The sequence below is a fragment of the Janthinobacterium lividum genome, assembly GCF_011601275.1.
GTDB lineage: Bacteria > Pseudomonadota > Gammaproteobacteria > Burkholderiales > Burkholderiaceae_D > Janthinobacterium > Janthinobacterium lividum_E.
This window is the reverse complement of the sequence record NZ_JAAOLY010000029.1, coordinates 1-21,008: the sequence shown is the minus strand read 5'-3', so window position 1 is coordinate 21,008 and position 21,008 is coordinate 1. Positions and strand designations below refer to the sequence as shown.

Sequence of the window (21,008 nt, the reverse complement as noted above, 5' to 3'; positions counted from 1 at the left end):
TGAGCGTGGACATGGATATCAACTCGACCAAGCCCGCCACCATTCTGGTGGTCGACGACACTATCGCCAATCTGACACTGATGACGGATTTGCTCAAGTCACTGTATAGGGTAAAGGCCGCCACGAGCGGCGAGGCTGCGCTTAAAGTGATACGCACAGATCCACCCGACTTGATATTGCTCGACATCATGATGCCCGGGATGTCGGGCTTTGAGCTGTGCCAATTACTGAAAGCTGATCCGGCAATGCGCCAGATTCCGGTGATTTTCCTGACGGCGCTTGGTGCGGTTGAGGATGAAACCCTGGGACTCAAATTGGGCGCGACAGACTACATTACCAAGCCCATCAATCCGCCTATCGTGCTGGCGCGGGTTGCCAATACATTGCAACTGAAGGCCGCCGCCGACTTCATGCGCGACAAAAATGCCTTCCTCGAAGAGGAGGTTGATAAACGTACAAAAGAAGTGCGAGCTGTCCAGGATGTCACTATTCTGGCGATGGCGTCGATGGCGGAGACGCGCGACAACGAAACCGGAAATCATATCCGTCGCACACAGCACTATGTCAAGCTGCTGGCTGAGAAGTTGAGCGCCCACCCTCGCTTCGGGCATTACCTTGATCCCGAGACGGTGATCTTGCTATTCAAGTCGGCACCATTGCACGACATAGGGAAAGTTGGCATTCCTGACCATATCTTGCTGAAGCCGGGTCGCTATGAACCGCACGAATTTGAAATCATGAAGGCCCATCCACGGCTGGGGCGCGATGCCATACAGCAGGCCGAGGATCATTTGGGAATGTCAGTGCCGTTTCTCTCAATTGCCAAGGAGATTGCCTACGGTCATCAGGAAAAATGGGATGGCAGCGGGTATCCCGAAGGGTTGGCCGGCGACGACATACCAATTTCAGCACGCTTGATGGCGGTGGCCGACGTCTACGACGCTTTGATCAGCCGACGCGTGTACAAAGAGGGCATGCCGCACGAAAAGGCCGTTGCCATCATGATTGACGGGCGCGGCAAGCATTTTGACCCGGATATTCTTGACGCTTTCCTGGCGCTTCAAGATCAATTCCGTGGTGTTGCAGCGCGCTTTCAGGACAGCGATTCCGATCTGGCCGCCAAGGCAGCCCAGTTCACACACCAGCAGGCGGCGCAAGATGACAAGCCTGCGTGACATATTCGATAAACAACTGCTGCGTACCAAACTGTTGGCCGGTCTGATTGTGGCATTGGCCGTCGCAGCGGTGATCGGCGCGTACAGCTTATGGGTGCAAGCGCAGTTGGCTGATGACATTGAGTCGCTCTACCACTACCATTTGCAGGGCGTAGCCCACACTAAGGAAGCACAACTGGCACTCTCGAAGGTCGGCCTGGCAGCCACGGCGAATGTGCGCGACACTGGCGCGCAGGCGCAGGGCCAACTTGCGCAAGCCGAACAGCAGCTTCAGCGCGAAATCGACGCTACGCGTGCCAGTATCGAGCCAGGATCGCCCAACCTGCTCAAGCTTTCGCTGTTTGAGGCCGCCTACAAGACATATCGCACAAACATTGATCGCTATATCGTGCTCGCGCGCCAGGATGCGCGCGACGGATCGCTCAATGATCAGACCGGCGCAGCCTCGGTTTTTCTGAACTCAACGCAGTTTAGGCAAGCGCGTGATGCTGCCAACGATGCCCTGGCGACGATGGGGACGGTCAAGCTCGATAGAGCGCTGGCGGCGGCGCGAACATCGCAGCGCTTGAGCGAGCGCAGTTTCATGGTGACGCTATTGCTGCTGTTAGGGGGTATCAGCCTGAAGGCCTGCCTCACCTTGCTGGTCAGTCGCTCTGTACGTCGTCCACTGCATGCCTTGCGTGATGCCGTTGAACAGCTTGCAGCGGGCAAGCTATCGCTGACTATCCCGCATACCGACATGCCCAACGAAGTCGGCGAACTCGCGCGTGCGATTGCCACACTGCAGGAGGAAGCACGGCAAATGGCAGACCAGCGCTGGCTTAAAAGCCAACTGGCAGACTTGTCGGCCAGCTTGCAAACAGCCGTCAATACCTCCGCCTTGGCAAAGTGCTTTCTGTCACTGCACACAAGCGCCGATAACATCATGCAAGTGACAATCTGGCGGCTAGGCGAAGATCAGCAGATGGTGCTGGTCGCCAACTCCGCTTCAGACGTGGCGAGCGCTCAAGCCGGAGGGCAGCTTGCCCAGCGTTGTGCCAAGGAGTTCGGCGCAGTCGAACTGGAATCGGACCAGGCCTGCCTCTTGGCTTTGCCAGCCTTGCTCAACGGAGTGGTGGGAACCGTTGCGGTGTTTCACTTAGCCGGCCCGCCGTCGTCCACGCTGCGTGCGCTGCTGAACGAAGCGATGCCATTATTGGCCTTCAACCTGGAAATTCGAGAACGTAGTGAACACACGCGCTCAACCGAAATCTGGTTCCGCGCCATCATTGAGTCGGCCCCCGATGGCATGGTGGTGATCGACGACACGGGCAGCATCGTGCTAGCGAACCCGCGCCTTGAGACAATGTTTGGCTATGCGCCCGGAGAGTTGACCGGGCGATCGATCGACATGCTGGTGCCGTCGGCTGTACGCTCGCGCCATGCAGGCCTGCGCAGTGCATATTCAGCAGAAGGTGCTACCCGGCAGATGGGCCGTAACATGAGTAGCCTGCTCGGCGTACGCAAAGATGGCAGCGAATTTTCCATCGACGTTGGCTTGTCTCGCCTGCCTGATCTGAGGGGCGACGGACACTGCGTCTGCGCCGCAGTACGCGATGTGACGGACCGCCAACGGATGGAAGCGGAAATGCGCCGTGTAAATTTTCTTGCTGACATTGCGCTGGAGCTGACTAATTGCGGCTATTGGCACATCGATTTTGCCGATCCTGACCATTACTACCAGTCGGAACGCGCCGCCAAGATTTTGGGCGAAGCATGCAAGGACGATCAGCGCTATCACTTGCAGGACGAGTGGTACGCGCGTCTGATCGATGCCGACCCGCTTGGGGCGGCGCGCACCGCCGAGCGCTACCAAGGCGCCGTTGCCGGCACCTATGACACGTATGAGGCAACCTTTGCCTATCGGCGTCCGCTCGATCAGCGCATTGTATGGATACATGCCGGCGGCAAAGTGGTGCGTGATGAAAACGGCAAGCCGCTGTTCATGTACGGCGCCTATCAGGATATCACTGCTCTGAAAGAGTCGGAGCAAGCCAGCATCAATAGCCAGCGACAGATTCGGACCCTGGTCGACAGTGTCGGATCGGTAATTACGCTGAAAGATCGCCAGGGCCGTTATCAGCTGATTAATGAGCCCTGCGAGAGCATTTTGGGTTTCCGCGAGCGCGACGTGCTGGGCAAGGATGCCTATGCGTTCACGTCACTGGCGGTGGCAGACAAGATTACCCAGATGGAGCAGCAGGTCATGGCGAGTGGCCACGCCACTACCTACGAAGAGGCCATACCGAGTTTGGATGGGGCCGAAGATCGTCATTTCATGACGACCAAGACGCCACTTGTCAATCAGCACGGCGATATTTATGGCATTTGCAGCATCGCGACCGACATCACTGAGCGGAAGAAACAGGAAGAGGAAATTCAACGATTATTGGGTGAGCAGGAGGCGATTTTCCGCAATGCGCCTAACGCAATCTTATATATTGCCGACCAGGTCATCTTGCGCGCCAATCACCGTGCGGGGGAACTGTTGGGGTATCACGTTGATGAGTTGAGCGGGCGTGCAGCAATCGATATCTTTCCATCCCAGCAAGACTTCATTCATTTCAACGAACAGACGTGCACAGCGCTGGCCAATGGTGAAGTTGTCGCGACGGAATGTGATTTTCATCGGAAAAACGGCGCGGCGCTGGTTGCGTCCGTGCATGTGCAGAGCATCGAGATCATGGGCCGCGAGAGCGCCACTATCTGGATGCTGGACGACATTTCCGAGCGCAAGCGCATGGAAGGGGAGATGCGTGAAAGTGAAAGCCGTCTGCGCCGTATCCTGGAAAATAGTCCGGTAGGCGTCGCGATCAGCGAAAACGGTCAGATTACCTTCGGTAACCAGCGCATGGCGGAAATGCTGGCCGAACCTGTTGAAAAGGTGGTGGGTCGTCACACTGCCCACTATTGGAAGAGCACCGCTGATCGCGATGCGTACGTCACGCTATTGCAGCGTGATGACGTTGTTACTGATTTTCAGGCCAATTTGGTGCGGGCCAATGGAGATCCATTAACGGTGTTGATCAGTTCCATACAGATGGAGTTCGGCAACACCAAACAGATCGTCAACTGGTTGTACGACATCACTGAACGCCAGCAAGCCGAGCGCGCACTGACGAAAAGCGCGCAGCGCCTTAACTTTGCCTTGAAAGGCGGCAGGTTAGGGCTGTGGGACTGGGATATTGCCAGCGGGCGCAGTGAAATTAACGAAATCTGGGCTGAAATGCTTGGTTATACGCTGGATGAAGTTAGCGTAGACGGCAGTGCCGCGGATACGTGGTCAAGCTTGCTGCATCCGGATGACATCGTCGCCGTGCAGTCCCAATTTGCGCTATGCATCAACGATCCAGACGAACCTGACTTCCACGCTTTGTTCCGCATGCGGACCAAGCATGGCGATTGGCGATGGATACTTTCCATGGGCCGAGCCACTGAGCGAGATCAACATGGCAAGGCCTTGCGCTTCGTGGGCATACACCAGGATTTCACCGAGCGCAAACAGCTGCAAGACGAAATGGCGCGCGCCAAAGAACTTGCAGAGGAAGCCACCAAAGCCAAGAGCGACTTCCTGTCGAATATGAGCCACGAGATTCGCACGCCGATGAACGCCATTATCGGCATGTCCTATCTCGCGCTGCAGACCAAGCTCGACAAGCGACAACTCAACTACATCACCAAAGTGCATCGCTCGGCGGAAAATCTGCTTGGCATTATTAACGATATTCTTGACTTCTCGAAAATCGAGGCAGGCAAGATGTCTATGGAACACATCGATTTCCGACTTGAAGACGTGCTTGATAGTTTTGCCTCAATGATAGGCATGAAGGCTGAGGAAAAGGGCATCGAGTTGCTCTTCAATATTAAGCCTGAAGTGCCTGCTGCGCTGATCGGTGACGCGCTTCGGCTGGGGCAGATATTGATCAATCTCGGCTCGAACGCTGTGAAATTTACCGAGGATGGCGAGGTAGAGTTGGGGGTGGACTTGCTGGTCCAAGAAAACGATCAGGTCAAACTGCATTTTTGGGTACGTGACTCAGGCATCGGCATGAGTGCTGAACAACTCGATAAGCTGTTCCAGAGCTTTACCCAAGCCGATGCCTCAACTACACGTAAATATGGTGGGACTGGTTTGGGACTGGCGATCTCCAAACACCTGGTCGAGATGATGGCTGGCCATATCTGGGTGGAAAGTACTGCTGGCAGCGGCACCATCTTCCATTTTCATGTGCAATTTGGTCTGCAACAGGATCCCCAGCCGCGCAGGATGTTTCTTGCCGACGAATTACATGGTCTGCGCGTGCTGGTAGTCGACGACAATGCGGCAGCACGGGAAATTCTCTCGACCATGGTGCGCGGTTTTGGTCTCGAAGTCGATGTCGTGTCCAGCGGATACCAGGCATTGTTATTGGTGCGGGAGGCCATCGCGCGCGATTTGGCTTACGATCTCTTGCTGCTGGACTGGAAGATGTCTGGCATGGATGGTGTGCGCACCATGCAAGAGCTGGAGCGCGATCATCCAGGCAGCAGCCACGCGGTCATCATGGTGACTGCATTTGGCCGTGAAGATGCTGTCACCGCAGCACAGCACGCTGGCGTCCAGCCTAGCGCCATACTGACCAAGCCAGTGACCAGGTCGACTTTGCTGGAAGCAATCGGCGAAGCCTTAGGACGGGGCCAGATATTACCAAGCGTACCACCGGGCACGACAAGCCGTAACGAGGGCTCGGTAGAAAAGCTGGTCGGTACGCGAATCTTGCTCGTCGAAGACAATCATCTGAACCAGGAACTGGCGCGTGATTTGCTGGAAAAGGCAGGCGTTATTGTGCAACTGGCAGAAAATGGCGCGCAGGCACTCGATATGCTTGAAACTGATGCCAGCTATGACCTAGTCTTGATGGATTGCCAGATGCCGGTCATGGATGGATATGAAGCCACGCGACGCATTCGATGCATGCCAAAATTCGCACATCTGCCCGTGGTGGCGATGACGGCCAACGCCATGGCCGGAGATCGTGAAAAGGTCCTTGAGGTTGGTATGCAGGACCATATTCCCAAACCGTTGCGTGTGAATGAAATGTATGCAACCTTGGCGAAATGGCTTAAGCCGCGCAACGCGTCAGAGCAGAAGAGGGCGCGTCATACTATTAATACCTCGGCCATCGAAGCACCGGTCAAGCTGCCTGGGGTTGATATCAACGCCGGCATGCAAACCGCTGCACGCGATGCCAGGCTGTATCGCAAGCTTCTGGGCATGTTCGTCGAGGACCACAGTGACTTCGCACGTCAATTTGCGCAGGCGCGTACCAGCCGGTTACAGGAGGACGTAGTACGCCTTGCGCATACCCTCAAGGGTACTTCAGGCAACATCGGGGCTTTTGGCGTGCGCGCGGAAGCGGAGCGACTGGAATCACTATGTGTGCAAGATGCCGACCAGGCAAGCATCGCGCAGGCATTGGCAAGGACTGTGGCATCGCTCGATTACATTATGCCGGGCTTGCGTGCGCTTCGGGCCGAGATTACGGGAACCGACACGCCTGCCGCCACAGTCATTGATCCCGAATGGCATGCCAAGCTGGCCCGTTTGCGCACGCTATTGCTCAGTAGCGATACAGAGGCAATGGAACTTGCGGCAGAGTTGAGCGATGCAGCAACAGATGTAGCAGGCGGCGCGATGTTGCGCGACATTACGGCCGCCTTAGAGCGATTTGATTTCGATACTGCGCTGGCTAAATTTATGATGCCAGAGTAGAAGCGCAATCAATTAAACGACCGTTGGCCAGTAGGCCGGCAGCACGCCAGATAATCACGACGCAGGTGATATGAAGAAAGGCGAGACAGGTTGTGGCGAGCCTTTCCCATCGGACCAAGATGCGACGGAAGCGGCGCATCCATTATTGGTGACGCAACGCTATACCGCGCAGACTGTATCGCGCTGATGTGCACGCTGCAGGACATTCACAGGGTCGTAACCGATCAACCCCGCTTAACTTCATCGGACGGTGCTGAAGATGTAGTAGGACGCCAAAGTGCGGAAATGAATATTTTTTTTGAATAAAACCGGAGACGACATTTTGCATAATAGTGTTCCTGCTACTTCCCCCTAGCGAGATCGTCTATAAGTACAGTTTTATGCAAAAAAAATTTGCATAAAACTGTATCTTTTGCATGCATTTTGCATAAAATTGTAGCTAATCCGAACACGTATCAAACTTCTTGTCCTCAGTTGTTGCATATGCTATTTTGATAACTGACTAGACATGATCTCGGGAGCTGGGATGCCAGAAGGTGGGGAGGTCAAGGCTCAATTCTCATTTCGCGTAATTAACGGCGAATGTATAGACGCGAGCCAGTGGCCTACTCCAGACGAGGGGGCGCTGAGCAGCGAAGACTGTGCCCTTTATTTCGCACGGAAGTCCGCAGTCACGCTCTATTTGCAGGGGGCGGATGCCGCTCAAATAAAGCGAGTTACCTCACTTGGGGCGAAACAAGCATATAGACTGATTCGGGAACGCTGTCTAGCCATTCATGTCGATGGTCAACCATATGGGTGGCGTGCGCTAATTCCATACCTCCGGATACGATCATACAAGCGACGAAAAAAAATCCAGCTAGATCAATTCGGGGCTGGCGGCGCCGGTGCGATGGATACAATGCTGGATGCTCACCCTGACCTAAGGCTAAGGTTTGAGAAACGGATCAAAGCGGTGCCAGGTGGAGGGAAATTAGTCGAAATAAAACGCTCCGTGGCTAGGCAGTGCACTTGGTTTCTTGATGAGTTGCGAAGTCTCGGCTACGAACAACGAGGTGAATGGCCTTTCAATACCAGCAGTACTGCTTATTATTCGGTCCGACGATATATCGACAAAGTTCTTGCATCTGATGTAAAAGCCTTGGCAAATAATGCCGGCGGAGAAAATCTCGTGCGCAAGCTTAAGACTGGAGATGGCTCCAACCGTCCAGTTATGCGGTTCATGCAACGGATTGAAATGGATGCACATAAGCTTGACGGCCGGTTTTGTGTATCGATACCGGATATTTCTGGCGAGAGCAGGGAACGTATCGTATATCGACTTTGGGTCATTGTGCTGGTAGAGGTAGTATCCCGCGCCGTTATTGGCTACTACTTCAGCCTGAGGAAAGAAGTATCTTCCGATGACGTGATGAGAGCGATCAAGAGTGCTCTTACTAAGTGGTATCTTCGCCCGGTGTCGTTTTCCAAGGAGCCTTATGTGCAAGGAGCAGGGCTGTTGTCAACGATGGGGGAAGACTTTGTAGGTCTTTGCTGGGATGAAACCAGCGTTGATGGCGCATTGGCAGAAGTTTGCACTCGAGTAAGGGGGGCACTGAAAGACGCAGTTGGGTCGGTGTTACTGGAACCGGAAAACTCCTTTTCTGTTAAACGGGGTTTGGACGACAGACCTTATATTGAAACTTTTTTCCGGAACCTAGCTGGTAATGGGTTCCAACGTTTATCCAATACTACTGGTGCTAAAGCTGCGGATCGAAAGGGGCGTGATCCTGATACGGTGGCCATCACGTCTTGTTTTTCGTACGAGTACGCTGAAGAACTCCTGAACGTACTAATCGCTAACTACAATGCGCATCCGCACAAAGGTATTGGCAGAAAAACTCCGCTGAACTACGCGAAGTTCCTGTTTGAACACTCCCAACAACCGATGCGTCACGTTGAACCTGATGTGGTTGCATCACTGTTTAGTATTAGGAAAAAGTGCCGGGTCCGTGGTGGAGCCAAAGTTGGACGAGCAGTATTTGTCGAGTTTTACTATGCGCACTACACAAATGAGATGTTACAAAATCGTCAGGATCTTGTAGGCACCGATATTTGGGTTATTAACCATAAAGAGGACGATGGCCGCGTAGCATTAGCTTCTACGCTAGACGGGATGCCATTAGGAATTCTCCGCGCATCACCGCCATGGCATATTTCCCCGCATAGCCTGTCAGTTCGTAAAGCGGTCCGCCAAGCTGAGGCACGGGGACAATTCTTGATTCCAGCGGGAGGCGACGGAATTGACACATTCATAAATTTTGTCGAACACCAGCCAAATAATAAGCTGCCTATTCACCCAGCATATCTTGAGTCACGCAGAATATTGACACAAGCCGCAGATCAGTTTGTTGGCGAAAGTTTGCTGAAGGCCGCGCAGGACCGTGTAAGGCCTTCTCCGTCTCAAGATGACTATGAGTGGCCTGTCAAATCTTCTAATGCTCCTCGGACTCCACCGGCCACATCAAGCAATAATCTCAGTGCGCAAACTACCATACTGCTCCGCCGTATGACCTCGATACGGAAATAACTATGCGCGCATCTCACATTGATCCAGATCATTGTATTTGTACCAAGCAATACGCGGTCTACACCCAACCCATACACGAGATGACCGTTCAGATAGGTGATTGGATAGATCAGCAGCGTCCGGGAGGATACATTTATGGAGCATCGCGCTTGGGGAAGACACGTGCAATCATTTGGTATCTCGCAGACGTATTGGCTGAGCGTTTCGGTGCCATTGTTCCGCTTGTTATCTGGGATAGGTCAGACTCATTGCCAACCGAAGCAGCATTCTGGCATCAATTATTGGTAGCTTCCAATTTTCAATTCGTTGACCCACGTAAGCCAGCAAAAAAAACTGAAGGAGCGTATCTGTGCCTGCAGCGATTCATTTCGATAGCCAAAAATGCTGGAAGAAACTATGTAGTGCTAGTAATCGATGAGGCCCAGGAAATGACGCTGCATGAATGGAAGTGGCTAGTCGGTCTGCAAAATCGTTTGGATTACAGTGGGATTCTTCTGAGTGTATTCTCAATAGGATCGCATCAATTAGGCTATCGTCACGAATACTTGGCGAGTACCGGAAATGCACATATTGCTGCCAGATTTATGGCCGCACACGCTCGCTTCCATGGCATTCGTACACTAGAGGAGATTCGATATGTCCTCAATAACTATGACGTGGATTCCGAATGGCCGGCAGGTAGTGGGATATCATTCCTGAATTGTTTCGCCCCGACCTCATTTGCTCAGGGAAAGCGCCTTGTTGACTGTGCTGAATACTTATGGCGAGCACTGATTGAGCTACGTCCTGCATCCGTAAAAAATTATACGGAATTTCCGATGCAGCATATAGCGAGGACAGTGGAGGAGATATTAAGCCGCCTTTCACACGGCGAAGATTGGAATGTAGCTACATCATATGAAAGCTGGCTAAATGAGCTTGCCAAGGTCAACTACTCGGACCACATGCGAATCATTGCGACTGCTGGTTGATATGAAATCTTTTCCAGCCGTAAACTGGTGGAAAGGAAATTTGCGACCTTATGAGTCATTCATTTCACTAGCGACTCGTTTTTCCGTACTAAATGGAATCGATTTAAAACAATGTAATAGTTTCTTTCGTGGCCATCTTGAAGCGGGTTTTTCCCTCGATGATGTGGATATCGAGTGGATTAACGACATACTGGGAGAGGATATTCAAGTCACCAAAAGTGTACTCAATATGGCGATTTCATTGCCATATAATATCTATCTGAGCTCCGTTGATCAATGGCCGCGCTATTCCTTACGCTACTGTGCGGAATGTTCGAAAATCGGCTACCACAGTTACTTACATGAGCAACTTTGGATGGCACGATGCCCTTTTCACCAGACGCCATTGCACAGTACTTGCGCCGGAAAGGACTATACAAAAATTCAGGTGCGTCGCGGCCAAGCGTTGCTGGAGCTGATGCAGACGGCCTGCCCATATTGGCCAGCTTCAAGTCCGGAACCTTTTTTTCCGGAATCTTACGAGTGCTTCCGAGCGCTCGCAGAATGGATGCCTCGCGTCATTAAAGTGGCAAAGCAATTTGATCAGGGAGAATTTTGGTATTGCACTAACACTAGGCCCCCTCGGCCGCATGATAATGCTCAGTTGTTGGGAATGGTTCGTGCCCTTCAACATATTCCAGAAACCTTGACTCCGCTGTTTACTGATGTGCAGGAGGGCTGGAAAGTGGAGGTAATGCATTTTCCGATTCAAGCTAAGGAAGAATTCGAAAGTATTGCCGATCTAAATATCGATCTACTGTGGATGTTTTATAAATGTGCGGCCGCATATTCTTCGCAACATTTTCCTTTTACTGAAAAGATTAACCTTGTGCGTCAGGCCTTAGATGAGCGTCATCCAAAATGCCATTGCAAATGGGGGCGGGAAGTGATTTCTTTCGGAACGCATTGGATTGGTGTATCTCCAAATCACTGGCCACATTGGCAGATAACCTGTCCACATGATGTTGCACGTCAGGAATTTGAGCTTGCTGTGGGGTTGCGACTTGATTTTTTATCAGATCGAAAATCTTATAAAGAACGTCTTGAGTACATAAAATATGCCAAAGAATTAAATAAAATCGGTCTAGTAAAATTTAATATGAAATTGAATTCGTCTCCTGATGAATATTTTTACTTTTCCCCTAATTTTTTACCCTACATGGAGTGGATCGGAACTCCTTTTATTAATTTGGTGCTAGAAAATATTACACAATTTGAAGTGGAGTCCTTTTCCGATTCACTATTCGATTGGCTGGACGATATTGAGTGCGGCGAAGATCCAGAAAGCTATCCGCCGCAAGGAGGTGCGATTCATTTAGCTAAGACTGAAGATGGTTTGATCTTGTTAAAATGGTGGCATAAAAAAAATAAACATTAAGGAAGCTATACGAATTCACGGCTCATCACTACAATTGGTATTTTTAATAAAATTATTATGTCGGCGTATAGCGCTTCATGAGGGTAAGATGGCGAAAGAGAGATCGAAGCACAAGTGCTACGGGAAATGCTCACTTATCTGTGCAATTCACGACGTGCACACGGCACGGTAAGCAAATTTATGAATGCAAATTGTTATCGAAAATGAATCTATCTGTCGGATGGCAAAAAAATGGCTAACTATCATTGAGCATTTTCCCAACGGATTTTTATGAGAACCAAAATTTATTTTGCTGATGGTTTGCTGATTGCTATACGCGAGGATGGTCTTCGCCTATCGGACACTGATCCCGTTCGCTTGGCTGACCTTCTTTGGGCGAATAATGTGGCAGCGTCAGAAGTTTGGATGACCGACTGGCATGAGGACGCTGAACATGCGCCAATGTCCGGCCATAAGGTGGCAGTGTTTCAACGTCTACACCAGCTTGAGCAGCCTGATGAGATCGATCGAAAAGTCTTGACATAGGTTGAGATGTTCAGATTATTTGCATTTTAGGCATCGAAGTGTTTGTAAGAATGCAATTTAATAATCATATTTTTTGCGTGGCACTATTTTTTATATAAAAAGTGAGCGGTTTAACTGAAAAATGACAGATTACATAGGTTTTAAGTGGCTGGCTAAACAGCTGGATATCCGGGAGGTACAGCCTCTCGCGGTAGAAAGTCAAGTAGGCAAGTTGCGTCGAACGGTGATCAGTTCAATCAGGAAAGAAACATATAGCAGGACTGTTCGGCCGGATCCAACAACAGCCAGTCATCTCTCTTTTGCCCTGAAGCATGAGCTGGTCAATCTAGAGTTTCTGGCGAGACTCTTCTCGATAATCGACCAGGCGGTACTGGAGGACTGGATTCGTAGCGAACCTACTGGCGCGTACGCCCGGCGCGCAGGCTTTCTGTTTGAATGGCTCACAGGCCGCCGTCTCGACGTGCAAGATACCTCATCCTGAAATTACGTCGACGCCCTAAATCCTATCAATTTGTCGTAGCATCCCGCGCTTCCAACACCCAGCGCTGGCGTGTTAGAGATAATCTTCCTGGAACCCGTGACTTCTGCCCAACGATCCGGCGAACTGACGCTGTTCGTGCTCTAGAGCACTTCAATTGCGCCGCAGCGCTTGAATCCCTCGAGATCCAGTTTGGTGCCGATATCTTGGCGCGTAGTGCCGTATGGCTTTCCATCAAAGAGGGGCGTGCCTCTTTTGCAATTGAGAACGAGGAAAAACAGGTCGATCGAGTGAAGCGCTTCGCTGCGGTCATGGAGCACCGATGCGGTCAAAATGGTGATCCTCTCGCGCTACAAGCACTTAGCGAGATTCAAGGTGAAATCCTCGGCATTGCTACGCGCTATGGCGTTCGCCAATCACCTGCCGTCATCGGATATACGCACAGCGTTGAGAATATCATCGAGTACATCGCACCGCCATGAGAGCGAACGATGGAATTGCTCGTAGGTCTCCAGCGGTGCTTGGCCAAGACTACAGGTACATCATCGTTATTGCGCGCATCGATCGCATCGTTCGGCTTTGTTTATATTCACCCGATGAGCGATGGAAACGGCCGCATCTCTCGATTTTTGGTCAATGACATGCTGCGCAGAGACGGTGCTATACCGGCCCCCTTCATCCTGCCGATCTCAGCAACTATCACTAACAGGGCGCAGCAGCGGTTAGGGTATAGTCGTGCACTGGAAAACTTGTCGCGGCCCTTGGTAAGCATGTACCAAGAGGACTTTCATTTCGGTAACGAATACACTTGTCCAGATGGCGTTCGCTCTAATTTCCATTTTGATGCTTACGACGATGCGCTGCCGACCTGGCGTTACCCGGACCTAACACACCAGTCCGAGTTTCTCTGCAATATCATCAGGTGCACCATCGAAGTAGAAATGAGCAACGAAGCTAGTTCTCAGCGTGACATTGAACGTGCACGGCATGCCATCAAAGGTTCGCTGGAGGGACCGAACTCTGATTTAGATCAAATCATCCGGTCAGTGCGTGACAATGGCTGGACAGTGTCAAACGACCTAATTAAAAAGTTTCCTCACCTCGCTGCTACCTCGTTAGCCGCGGCGGTCGTCGCGGCGGTAAGGAACGTATTTCAGCCTGAAGCAGTGGATGCTACTTTTGTTATCAACATGAAGCGTTCTTGATCTGTGTGAAACAAGGTATTTTTCGCCGTAGTGGCGCAAATTAAGTTTCGTCAGCACCACCCTTGTCGGGAAAAATGCGGTCAAACGACTGTATTTCTGCATGGACCCGCTCCCATAGTTCTTTGCGCTCCTCGTCTGTTTCAGGCAAATACGCGAGTGCGAGTAGCGATAGAGGGTGCACTTCCATCACCGATGATATTTCATCAATCTTTGAAATAGTTGGCGCCTTCAGTCCTCGCTCCAAGCTACTAAGGTAAGTTCGACTGGATACAATCGAAAAGTCCTCCTGGGTAAATCCGCGGCTCTTCCGTGCCTTCTGTAGGCCCGCGCCGAAGCGTTCAAGTAAACCCATACATTGGTCCAGTGCAAAATACACGATGTACTCACGCCGCGCACTTTAGGGCTACAATCTATAGTGTTCATTGTTGGTGAAAAATTGAAATGCTAACCACACAGCAGGAGCATGAGCTCCCTAGATTCCCTTTTGCGACCGGACCTGGCGTGTCAACATGGAGAGCGGTCACACTTCACGTAGGGGTGATTTACGTTGTCATGAGTTACGCAATTAGGCATGAAAATGGCTGGTTGCCACAGACCTCAATTTTCTGGAGACATAACGATGCGCTGTCGTTTTGTAAGCATGCGAACATAGACGAAAAGCGAAAGCTGCTTGATATCTTCCTTCTTATCCCTGTCCACGATGGGGCACATGTCCAATGGAGCTTTGTACCGATAAGAGAAGTTTTTTTTAGAAAAGATGGCGACGAAGATAATGAGTTTCCCCTCTACGTTACGCCCGATGGGAAAGTAGTAGATGGGCTAGGTCTAGGAGGGCCCGACAATGTTTCGCTCGTCGAAGATTGCCAGTCATTTCAAAGGATATTCCCTGCTTAGCTTGGCGTGCCATGAGGCGCGATCGACATTGTCGGCGCCTGCCTGTGCTGGGCATTGACAGCAACCTGACGCGCAACGCGCTGGCTAGCGATGCCTTGCAAATTTCCGCCCTGAGGGACCTGGTGGCGAGTTCCGTCAACCTGGCCATCTCCCTGGCTCTGGGTTACACCGTGCCTCTGTCGGCGCGCAGTTACCGTGGTTCGCTCTCGAACGCAATGGCAAGATACTCGGCTACGCCGTATCCTTGGCTTTTCCATCGGTTTCATCATATGCGAAGAGTGATGGTGATTAAGGGATTAGTTGCGCTGGCCGCTTCTGTCCGGTTGTCGTCATCGGCAAGTTCCGTCCCATGGCGGACTTTGCAATATCAAAATAATCGCCTGAACATTATTCGAGCTTTGAGTCTCGGTCGCAAGCGTATTTAGGATGCTGCGCTGGAGCGAGGAAAGTATCGATGGCGGATACAATTTTGGCCTTCAATTGTTCACTACCGGCATCTAGCATATCCTTGTGGCGCGAGCCTTTGATGTGGACCACGCATGTACCGTAGTGACCGCGCTCTTCCTTATTCGGCAGTACACCGCGGTCGGCAGTGGTGTCACTGGCACGAATTGTCAGGACGTGGATACCGGTTGAGCGGGGCAAAGCGATCCGATTTAACCAGGCCAGTGCAGTGAACTGTAAAAAATCGTCAACTTGCCGCCCTCACGGGCATACGATGCATCGCAACCATGACTGACACTGTCCAGGCCGGTTTTATCATAATAGCGCTTTACGGATAGCTCCGGCTTCTCTTGCTGCCATTCCTTGAGCGCCTGGGTGGGTGTTTTGCACCGATGGCCCGTTGTGGAATGAGGTGGTTGTAAAGTTTTAAATAGTTGAGCAAGGTCGTCTCCAGATTGGCCTGGCTATTGCCACCAGAGTTGATGGCTGCAGCGACTCGATGCTGGCAGATGGCTTTCGCCCCAAGCGGACTTTCGCACAAGCATGTGACAATGCGTGAGTTTTTCTGATTGGCAATTTGTTATGCTCTTGGTCGGTTAACGCCTAAGAGCGGACTCTACGTAGGTTAACTCTAGCTTCTACTTTTTCAGCGTAAGCAATCGCTGGAACGACGGTCATAGCTGAGTTTGGATAGCGCCTAAAAATAAATGGAGGCAGTGTTGGCGTTGAACTTGGACTTTAGACGTATTCGGGAACATCGAGGAACTCAGAACGGCGGCTTCGAAGAACTCTGCTGTCAGCTGGCAGCCCTGGAAGACCCGGCGGCGGGCTCTCGGTTCATCCGCAAGGGCCCAGGGGCAGACCAAGGGCTCGAGTGCTACCGAGCCTATGCGGACGGTCACGAAGTTGGCTGGCAAGCGAAATACTTCATCGGCGGTTTCGAGGACGGACAAGTAGGTGACCTGGTCGATTCGTTGAAGCGAGCCCTTAGCGCCCATCCACAGCTGACGAAATTCGTCGTGTGCCTGCCCGTCGACCTGCGTGACAACCGATCGGGCCGGAAGGCCAGCGAAGTTCAGCGCTATGAGAGGTGGCGCAAGAAAGGCGTCGACGACGCAGCAGCCAGCGGGCGCACCATCGAAATCGAACTCTGGAGCGCATCCAGCGTCGGCGAGCGCCTTGGGCGCGACGACCCCATGTACTCTGGACGGGCACGCTACTGGTTCGATTCGGTCAAGTTCAGCTCGGCTTGGTTTCGCGACAAGCTCGACGTACAGCGCCACAATCTGGGTGAACGCTACAGCCCCGAAAGTCACGTGGAGCTGCCCATCCAGCAGGCCTTGCAAGCGGTGGCTCGCGATCCAGAACTACTCGCGATGCCCGCGACCTGGGCTGCCGAGATTACGTACAAGATGGACGGAGCGGCCGGTAGCTTGTCGCGCGAAAAGCTGTTGACGATTGCCGACCGAGTACGACACACCTGCGAATTGCTTCTGCAAAGCCTTGATGCACCTCCCGCAGCGTTGGAGGCATCGGTGCCGCTGGAGAGCTGGGCGGCCTTAGCGGTCGCAGCCATCGACAGCATCTCCGAAGCACTGGCCGAGGTCCAAGACAAGGTTTCCGACAAGAGCCGTTACCTCCCTCGCAAGGACCTCTTCGACCTCTACTCGGCGGTCGACCGTGTCCGCGATGAGATTGCGAGCGAGCGCTGGCAGCTCATGAACAAGCGGGAACTGGTCATCTCGGGCCCAGGCGGCATCGGCAAATCCCACCTCGTCGCTGACTTCGGACACAAGCAGCTTGAGGCAGCTTGTCCCTTCATCCTGATCCTCAGCGGAAGCCTCACCGATGGGGACCCCTGGGAGCAAATCCGTGGTCAGCTTGATTTGGCCCAAGTCACCAACGCCAACTTCCTCGGCGCGCTCGACGCCGCAGCAGAGGCCGCTGATTGCAGGGCAGTACTGGCCATAGATGCCCTCAACGAGCGACATGGCATCGCGCTTTGGGAGACGCGCTTGTCCGGGTTCATCCGGCTGGTACAGAAGTTCCCTCGGCTAGCACTGGTGTTGACCATTCGCAGCACCTACTTCCGCTTCCTCCCGCTTAAGGAGCTCGCGCGCGTCGTGCATCCCGGTTTCGCAGGCCACGCCGGCGCCGCAGCAAAGGCCTACCTCGACCGACGTGGCATCGCGCGACCCAGCTCTCCGAACCTGGCCAGGGAGTTCGAGAACCCACTGTTCCTTCGAACCTGCTGCGAGTATCTCGACGCCGAGGGTCTGAAGCAACTGCCCAAGGGTATGGACGGCGTTACCGCCATCTTCGACTTCTACCTGACCGCAGTGGCGAACAAAGTCCAGAGGGAGCTGAAGCTCATCCCCGAGCTGACGATTCCGCGCAAGGCGTTGGAGCAGTTCCTGGAAGCGTGCGCGGTCCAGGGCGACGGTGGAAGCCTGTCCATGGAAGACACCATCACGCTGCTGGAAAGCGCTCACAGCTCGGGCGGCTATACGGAGCGTAGCCTCTTTTCAGCCTTCATGTCTGAAGGCGTGCTCACGCAGGACGTCGAGTGGCAGTCAGACGGCTCCCAAAAAGAAATCATCCGATTCACGTTCGAACGATTGTCGGACCACCTACGTGCCAAACGGCTCATCAGCCAGATCGACCGCACAGACGTAGATGGCTCGTTCCGGCGCGCGCCGCTGGCCGCTTACTTCGAGCCGTATGAAAGCTGGCGGTTTGCCGGGGTCATCGAGGCCCTGGCAGTGCAACTGCCGGAAGAGTTCAACCTCGAAATCTTCGATGTCTTGTCCGAGGAGGCCATCGACGACCCGTCTCTCCTCGACGCTTTTGAGAGTTCGCTGGCGTGGCGAAGCCCGACGGCGTTCACAAGCCGGACGGCCGGATGGGTAGACAAGCTCTGCGAGGTCACTGGCCGCTCGGCCTACGGCTTGATGCTGCTCGTAAGCACCGAGCCTGAGAATTTGTTCAATGCCAACTGGCTACACAACAAACTGTGGCCGGGTCCAATGCCGCAGAGGGACGCTGTGTGGTCGGTGTTCCTGGCCGTAGATGACCTGGACGAGGGCGGTGCCGTCGCCTCGCTCATCGACTGGGCTTGGGAGGCCAACGCCAGCGAAGTCGACGAGAAACGTCTCCGGCTCGCGACGGTCACGCTGACCTGGTTCTTGTCTACCAGCAACCGGGCCGTTCGTGACCGCGCCACCAAGGCCCTCGTGAACCTCCTGTCCTGTAAGCTCGGTCACGCAGCTGCGCTCGTGGACCAATTTGCCGGCGTCGACGACCCATACATCACAGAACGCCTTCTCGCTGCCTGCTACGGCGCGGCAATGCAGGGCACGGACCGAACACGTTGCGGTGTGCTCGCCGCATCTGTCTGGAAAAACTACTTTACTGAAGGTAAGCAGCCGCCGCTTAACCTCATGACTCGCGACTACGCCTTTGGTATCCTGCTCTACGCCCAAGCTGCAGGGGAGCTGCCCGCGCAGATCAACCTCGATGCATGCAGGGCAAAGTTCAAGTCAGCATGGCCGCTGGAAACTGTTACGGACGAGGACCTCAAGAAGTACCGAGGCCGTGGCTACGGCGATTCGATTTGCTCTTCCACGGACCAACACGGTGACTTCGGCAACTACACTTTGCGCAACTGGCTGCACGGCATCATAGACGCGCCGCGCACTCATGCTGGCAGCACTACGAAGGAACTCTTCGAACACTGGCAGGACGCGCTCATGGACAAGGTGACCACCGAGCAGGCAGAAGCCTACCTTGCGCTGCGCCGGCTGACGGTCGATTACCGGCTGCGGCCCATGCGCGGCTCCTTCAGCGCAGCGAGCAGGCGGGAGTCCGAGCGCCTATTGGCCGAGGTCGGGAGAGCCAACGATGTCTTCAAGGAGGCGCTGTCGGAGGCGTTGCGCACCGAATACGCCGAATTCGCCGAGCACTTCCTTCTTGAATCAACGCGGATGAGCGATGACAACAGGCGCCCGCCGGAGCCCGACTATGGCCCTGTACGACGATGGATTTGCGAGCGAGCGCATCTGCTCGGGTGGACCGAGGAGCTCTTCGAGCAGTTTGAGAGGGGCGGGAGTATCAGCCACGACCGTATGGGTAAGCATCGAGTGGAGCGCATCGGCAAGAAGTACCAGTACATCGCGCTCGCAGAGGCAGCAACCCGTATGACTGACAACCTTGCGATGTGTTCTTGGGAAGACGAAGGTAGGCTCAGGGCATTCGAGCCGGGCCCTCGAGACCGCGACATGAAGAGGGACCTGGACCCGTCGCTGCTCGTTCGAAGCACCCTCGAAACAGGCTGGAAATCTGCACCGGTCACATGGTGGACTCCATCTGCACCCCGACTACCATCTGGCGATACCGACCTACTCCTGGCATGGTTGCACGTAGAAAGCGACCTGTGCAATGAAGTCGGTCAAATCGAGGTTGCCAGCCCCGACGGCGAAGGTTGGCTAACGGTTTACGGCTTTCGTCGCTGGATAGTGCCGGGCCAGGGGCGGCGCACGCATGCGGATGCTTGGTCGCGCATCAGCTGCCTGGTCACCGCTTTAGGCAACGGTCCCCAGCTAGCAAAGGAACTGCTCGGCAGGCATCGGGGCGACGCGTCTCGTCTGCGGGAAAGCGACTCGCTGAGCCCCTTCCTAGGAGAGCATGGGTGGCGCGACACCCGGCAAATCGAGCTGGAACAGAACATCAGCGCTGGCATCAAAATCCCGTATGCCAGCATCGTGGAATCACTGAACGTTGAAGGCAGCGGCAACGACAACTCGGTCGACGACGGGTTCTCGCTCTACCTGCCCTCGTCAGGCGTCATTAATGTGCTGGATCTGCACCTGCGCAGCGGCAAGGCTCCGGAGTACGTCGACGCCGGCGGCACTCTTCGTTGGCAGGGCCCCTCACTGCGTTCGCGCGGTTCAGGAGCCGGCGTCGTATCCAGCGACTACTTCCTGACGAAGCTTGCGAGTGCTGGTCTAGAACCCGTATGGGTGCTGGCCGGCGAGAAGAACGTGTATGCAGGCCAAGATTTTGGCGTCTCTAGAGGTGGATTCGGAGGGAGCCTGTATCACACCACGGCCTTCGCGATGGATGCCGGTACCTTGACGTCATTTGGCACGCGGACTGATTTTCATGCACCCAGCGCGGATCAACTTGATAAGCTGAAGGCCTGATGGGCTATCAGCTACATCGGACCTCGACATCTATGCGATGCCGCCAATGAGAGCAAGGTGTCGCAAAAGGTACGTGACGCTCTAGTTTCAAAGGGATTGCACATCAAGAGCGTTAGCTAACTTCTTGGTTTCCGTATGTACGCAGGCGGCGGAAGCGGTGCAGCCAGCCCAGTGTGCGTTCGACCACCCAGAGCCATTTACTCATGCGATCTGAATCGCCCCGGGTTTTGTAGAGGCTCCATTCTTTGAGAAAATGGAGCTATGAAAAAGCAACCGAAGTATTCCCCCGAAGTCATCGAGCGCGCTGTGCGCATGGTCAGCGAAGCCGGCAGCCAGTA

At 53.6% G+C, this 21,008-nt stretch carries 11 protein-coding genes and 1 pseudogene; 10 read left to right on the top strand and 2 right to left on the bottom strand.

Annotated elements, in window-relative coordinates:
- The first annotated feature begins 11 nt into the window (after window positions 1-11).
- The 8 genes from GYK42_RS27155 to GYK42_RS29445 all read left to right on the top strand — a co-directional run bounded on the left by GYK42_RS27155 (window position 12) and on the right by GYK42_RS29445 (window position 14,131).
- Window positions 12-1,175, top strand: coding sequence for a response regulator (locus GYK42_RS27155; protein ID WP_166450033.1), 1,164 nt, complete (start codon window positions 12-14; stop codon window positions 1,173-1,175).
- The gene (locus GYK42_RS27150) at window positions 1,159-6,966 is read left to right on the top strand and encodes a PAS domain S-box protein (protein ID WP_166450032.1); all 5,808 of its coding nucleotides are present in this window, start codon (window positions 1,159-1,161) and stop codon (window positions 6,964-6,966) included. Before GYK42_RS27155 ends, GYK42_RS27150 begins: the two co-directional genes overlap by 17 nt.
- Before the next feature lie 892 nt (window positions 6,967-7,858).
- Entirely contained in the window at window positions 7,859-9,535 is a 1,677-nt protein-coding gene (locus tag GYK42_RS27145) for a hypothetical protein (RefSeq protein WP_166450031.1), read from the top strand.
- Between the two features lie 2 nt (window positions 9,536-9,537).
- Window positions 9,538-10,506: an ATP-binding protein gene (locus GYK42_RS27140; protein WP_166450030.1), complete on the top strand. Its 969-nt coding sequence runs from the start codon at window positions 9,538-9,540 to the stop codon at window positions 10,504-10,506.
- Window position 10,507: 1 nt separating this feature from the next.
- The gene (locus GYK42_RS27135) at window positions 10,508-11,923 is read left to right on the top strand and encodes a hypothetical protein (RefSeq protein ID WP_166450029.1); all 1,416 of its coding nucleotides are present in this window, start codon (window positions 10,508-10,510) and stop codon (window positions 11,921-11,923) included.
- A gap of 270 nt (window positions 11,924-12,193) precedes the next feature.
- On the top strand, window positions 12,194-12,448 hold the full coding sequence (locus GYK42_RS27130) for a hypothetical protein (RefSeq protein ID WP_166450028.1): 255 nt from the start codon (window positions 12,194-12,196) through the stop codon (window positions 12,446-12,448).
- Window positions 12,449-13,132: 684 nt separating this feature from the next.
- Complete coding sequence (locus tag GYK42_RS29450; protein WP_240943885.1) at window positions 13,133-13,408, top strand: hypothetical protein; 276 nt, start codon at window positions 13,133-13,135, stop codon at window positions 13,406-13,408.
- 9 nt (window positions 13,409-13,417) lie between these two features.
- The gene (locus GYK42_RS29445) at window positions 13,418-14,131 is read left to right on the top strand and encodes a Fic family protein (RefSeq protein WP_240943883.1); all 714 of its coding nucleotides are present in this window, start codon (window positions 13,418-13,420) and stop codon (window positions 14,129-14,131) included.
- A 40-nt stretch (window positions 14,132-14,171) separates the two neighbouring features.
- On the opposite strand, the gene GYK42_RS27120 is transcribed toward GYK42_RS29445, so the two are convergent.
- Window positions 14,172-14,483, bottom strand: a complete 312-nt coding sequence (locus GYK42_RS27120) for a helix-turn-helix domain-containing protein (protein WP_166450027.1) — start codon at window positions 14,481-14,483, stop codon at window positions 14,172-14,174.
- A gap of 586 nt (window positions 14,484-15,069) precedes the next feature.
- Here GYK42_RS27120 and GYK42_RS27115 point away from each other — a divergent pair.
- A complete protein-coding gene (locus GYK42_RS27115; protein ID WP_166450026.1) occupies window positions 15,070-15,450 on the top strand; it encodes a hypothetical protein in 381 nt (126 codons plus the stop codon).
- A 315-nt stretch (window positions 15,451-15,765) separates the two neighbouring features.
- Here the strand turns inward: GYK42_RS27115 and GYK42_RS29775 are convergent.
- Window positions 15,766-15,938: pseudogene (locus GYK42_RS29775) on the bottom strand (IS481 family transposase); the annotation flags it as partial.
- 250 nt (window positions 15,939-16,188) lie between these two features.
- Here GYK42_RS29775 and GYK42_RS27110 point away from each other — a divergent pair.
- Window positions 16,189-20,670: a hypothetical protein gene (locus GYK42_RS27110; protein WP_166450025.1), complete on the top strand. Its 4,482-nt coding sequence runs from the start codon at window positions 16,189-16,191 to the stop codon at window positions 20,668-20,670.
- Window positions 20,671-21,008: the final 338 nt, after the last annotated feature.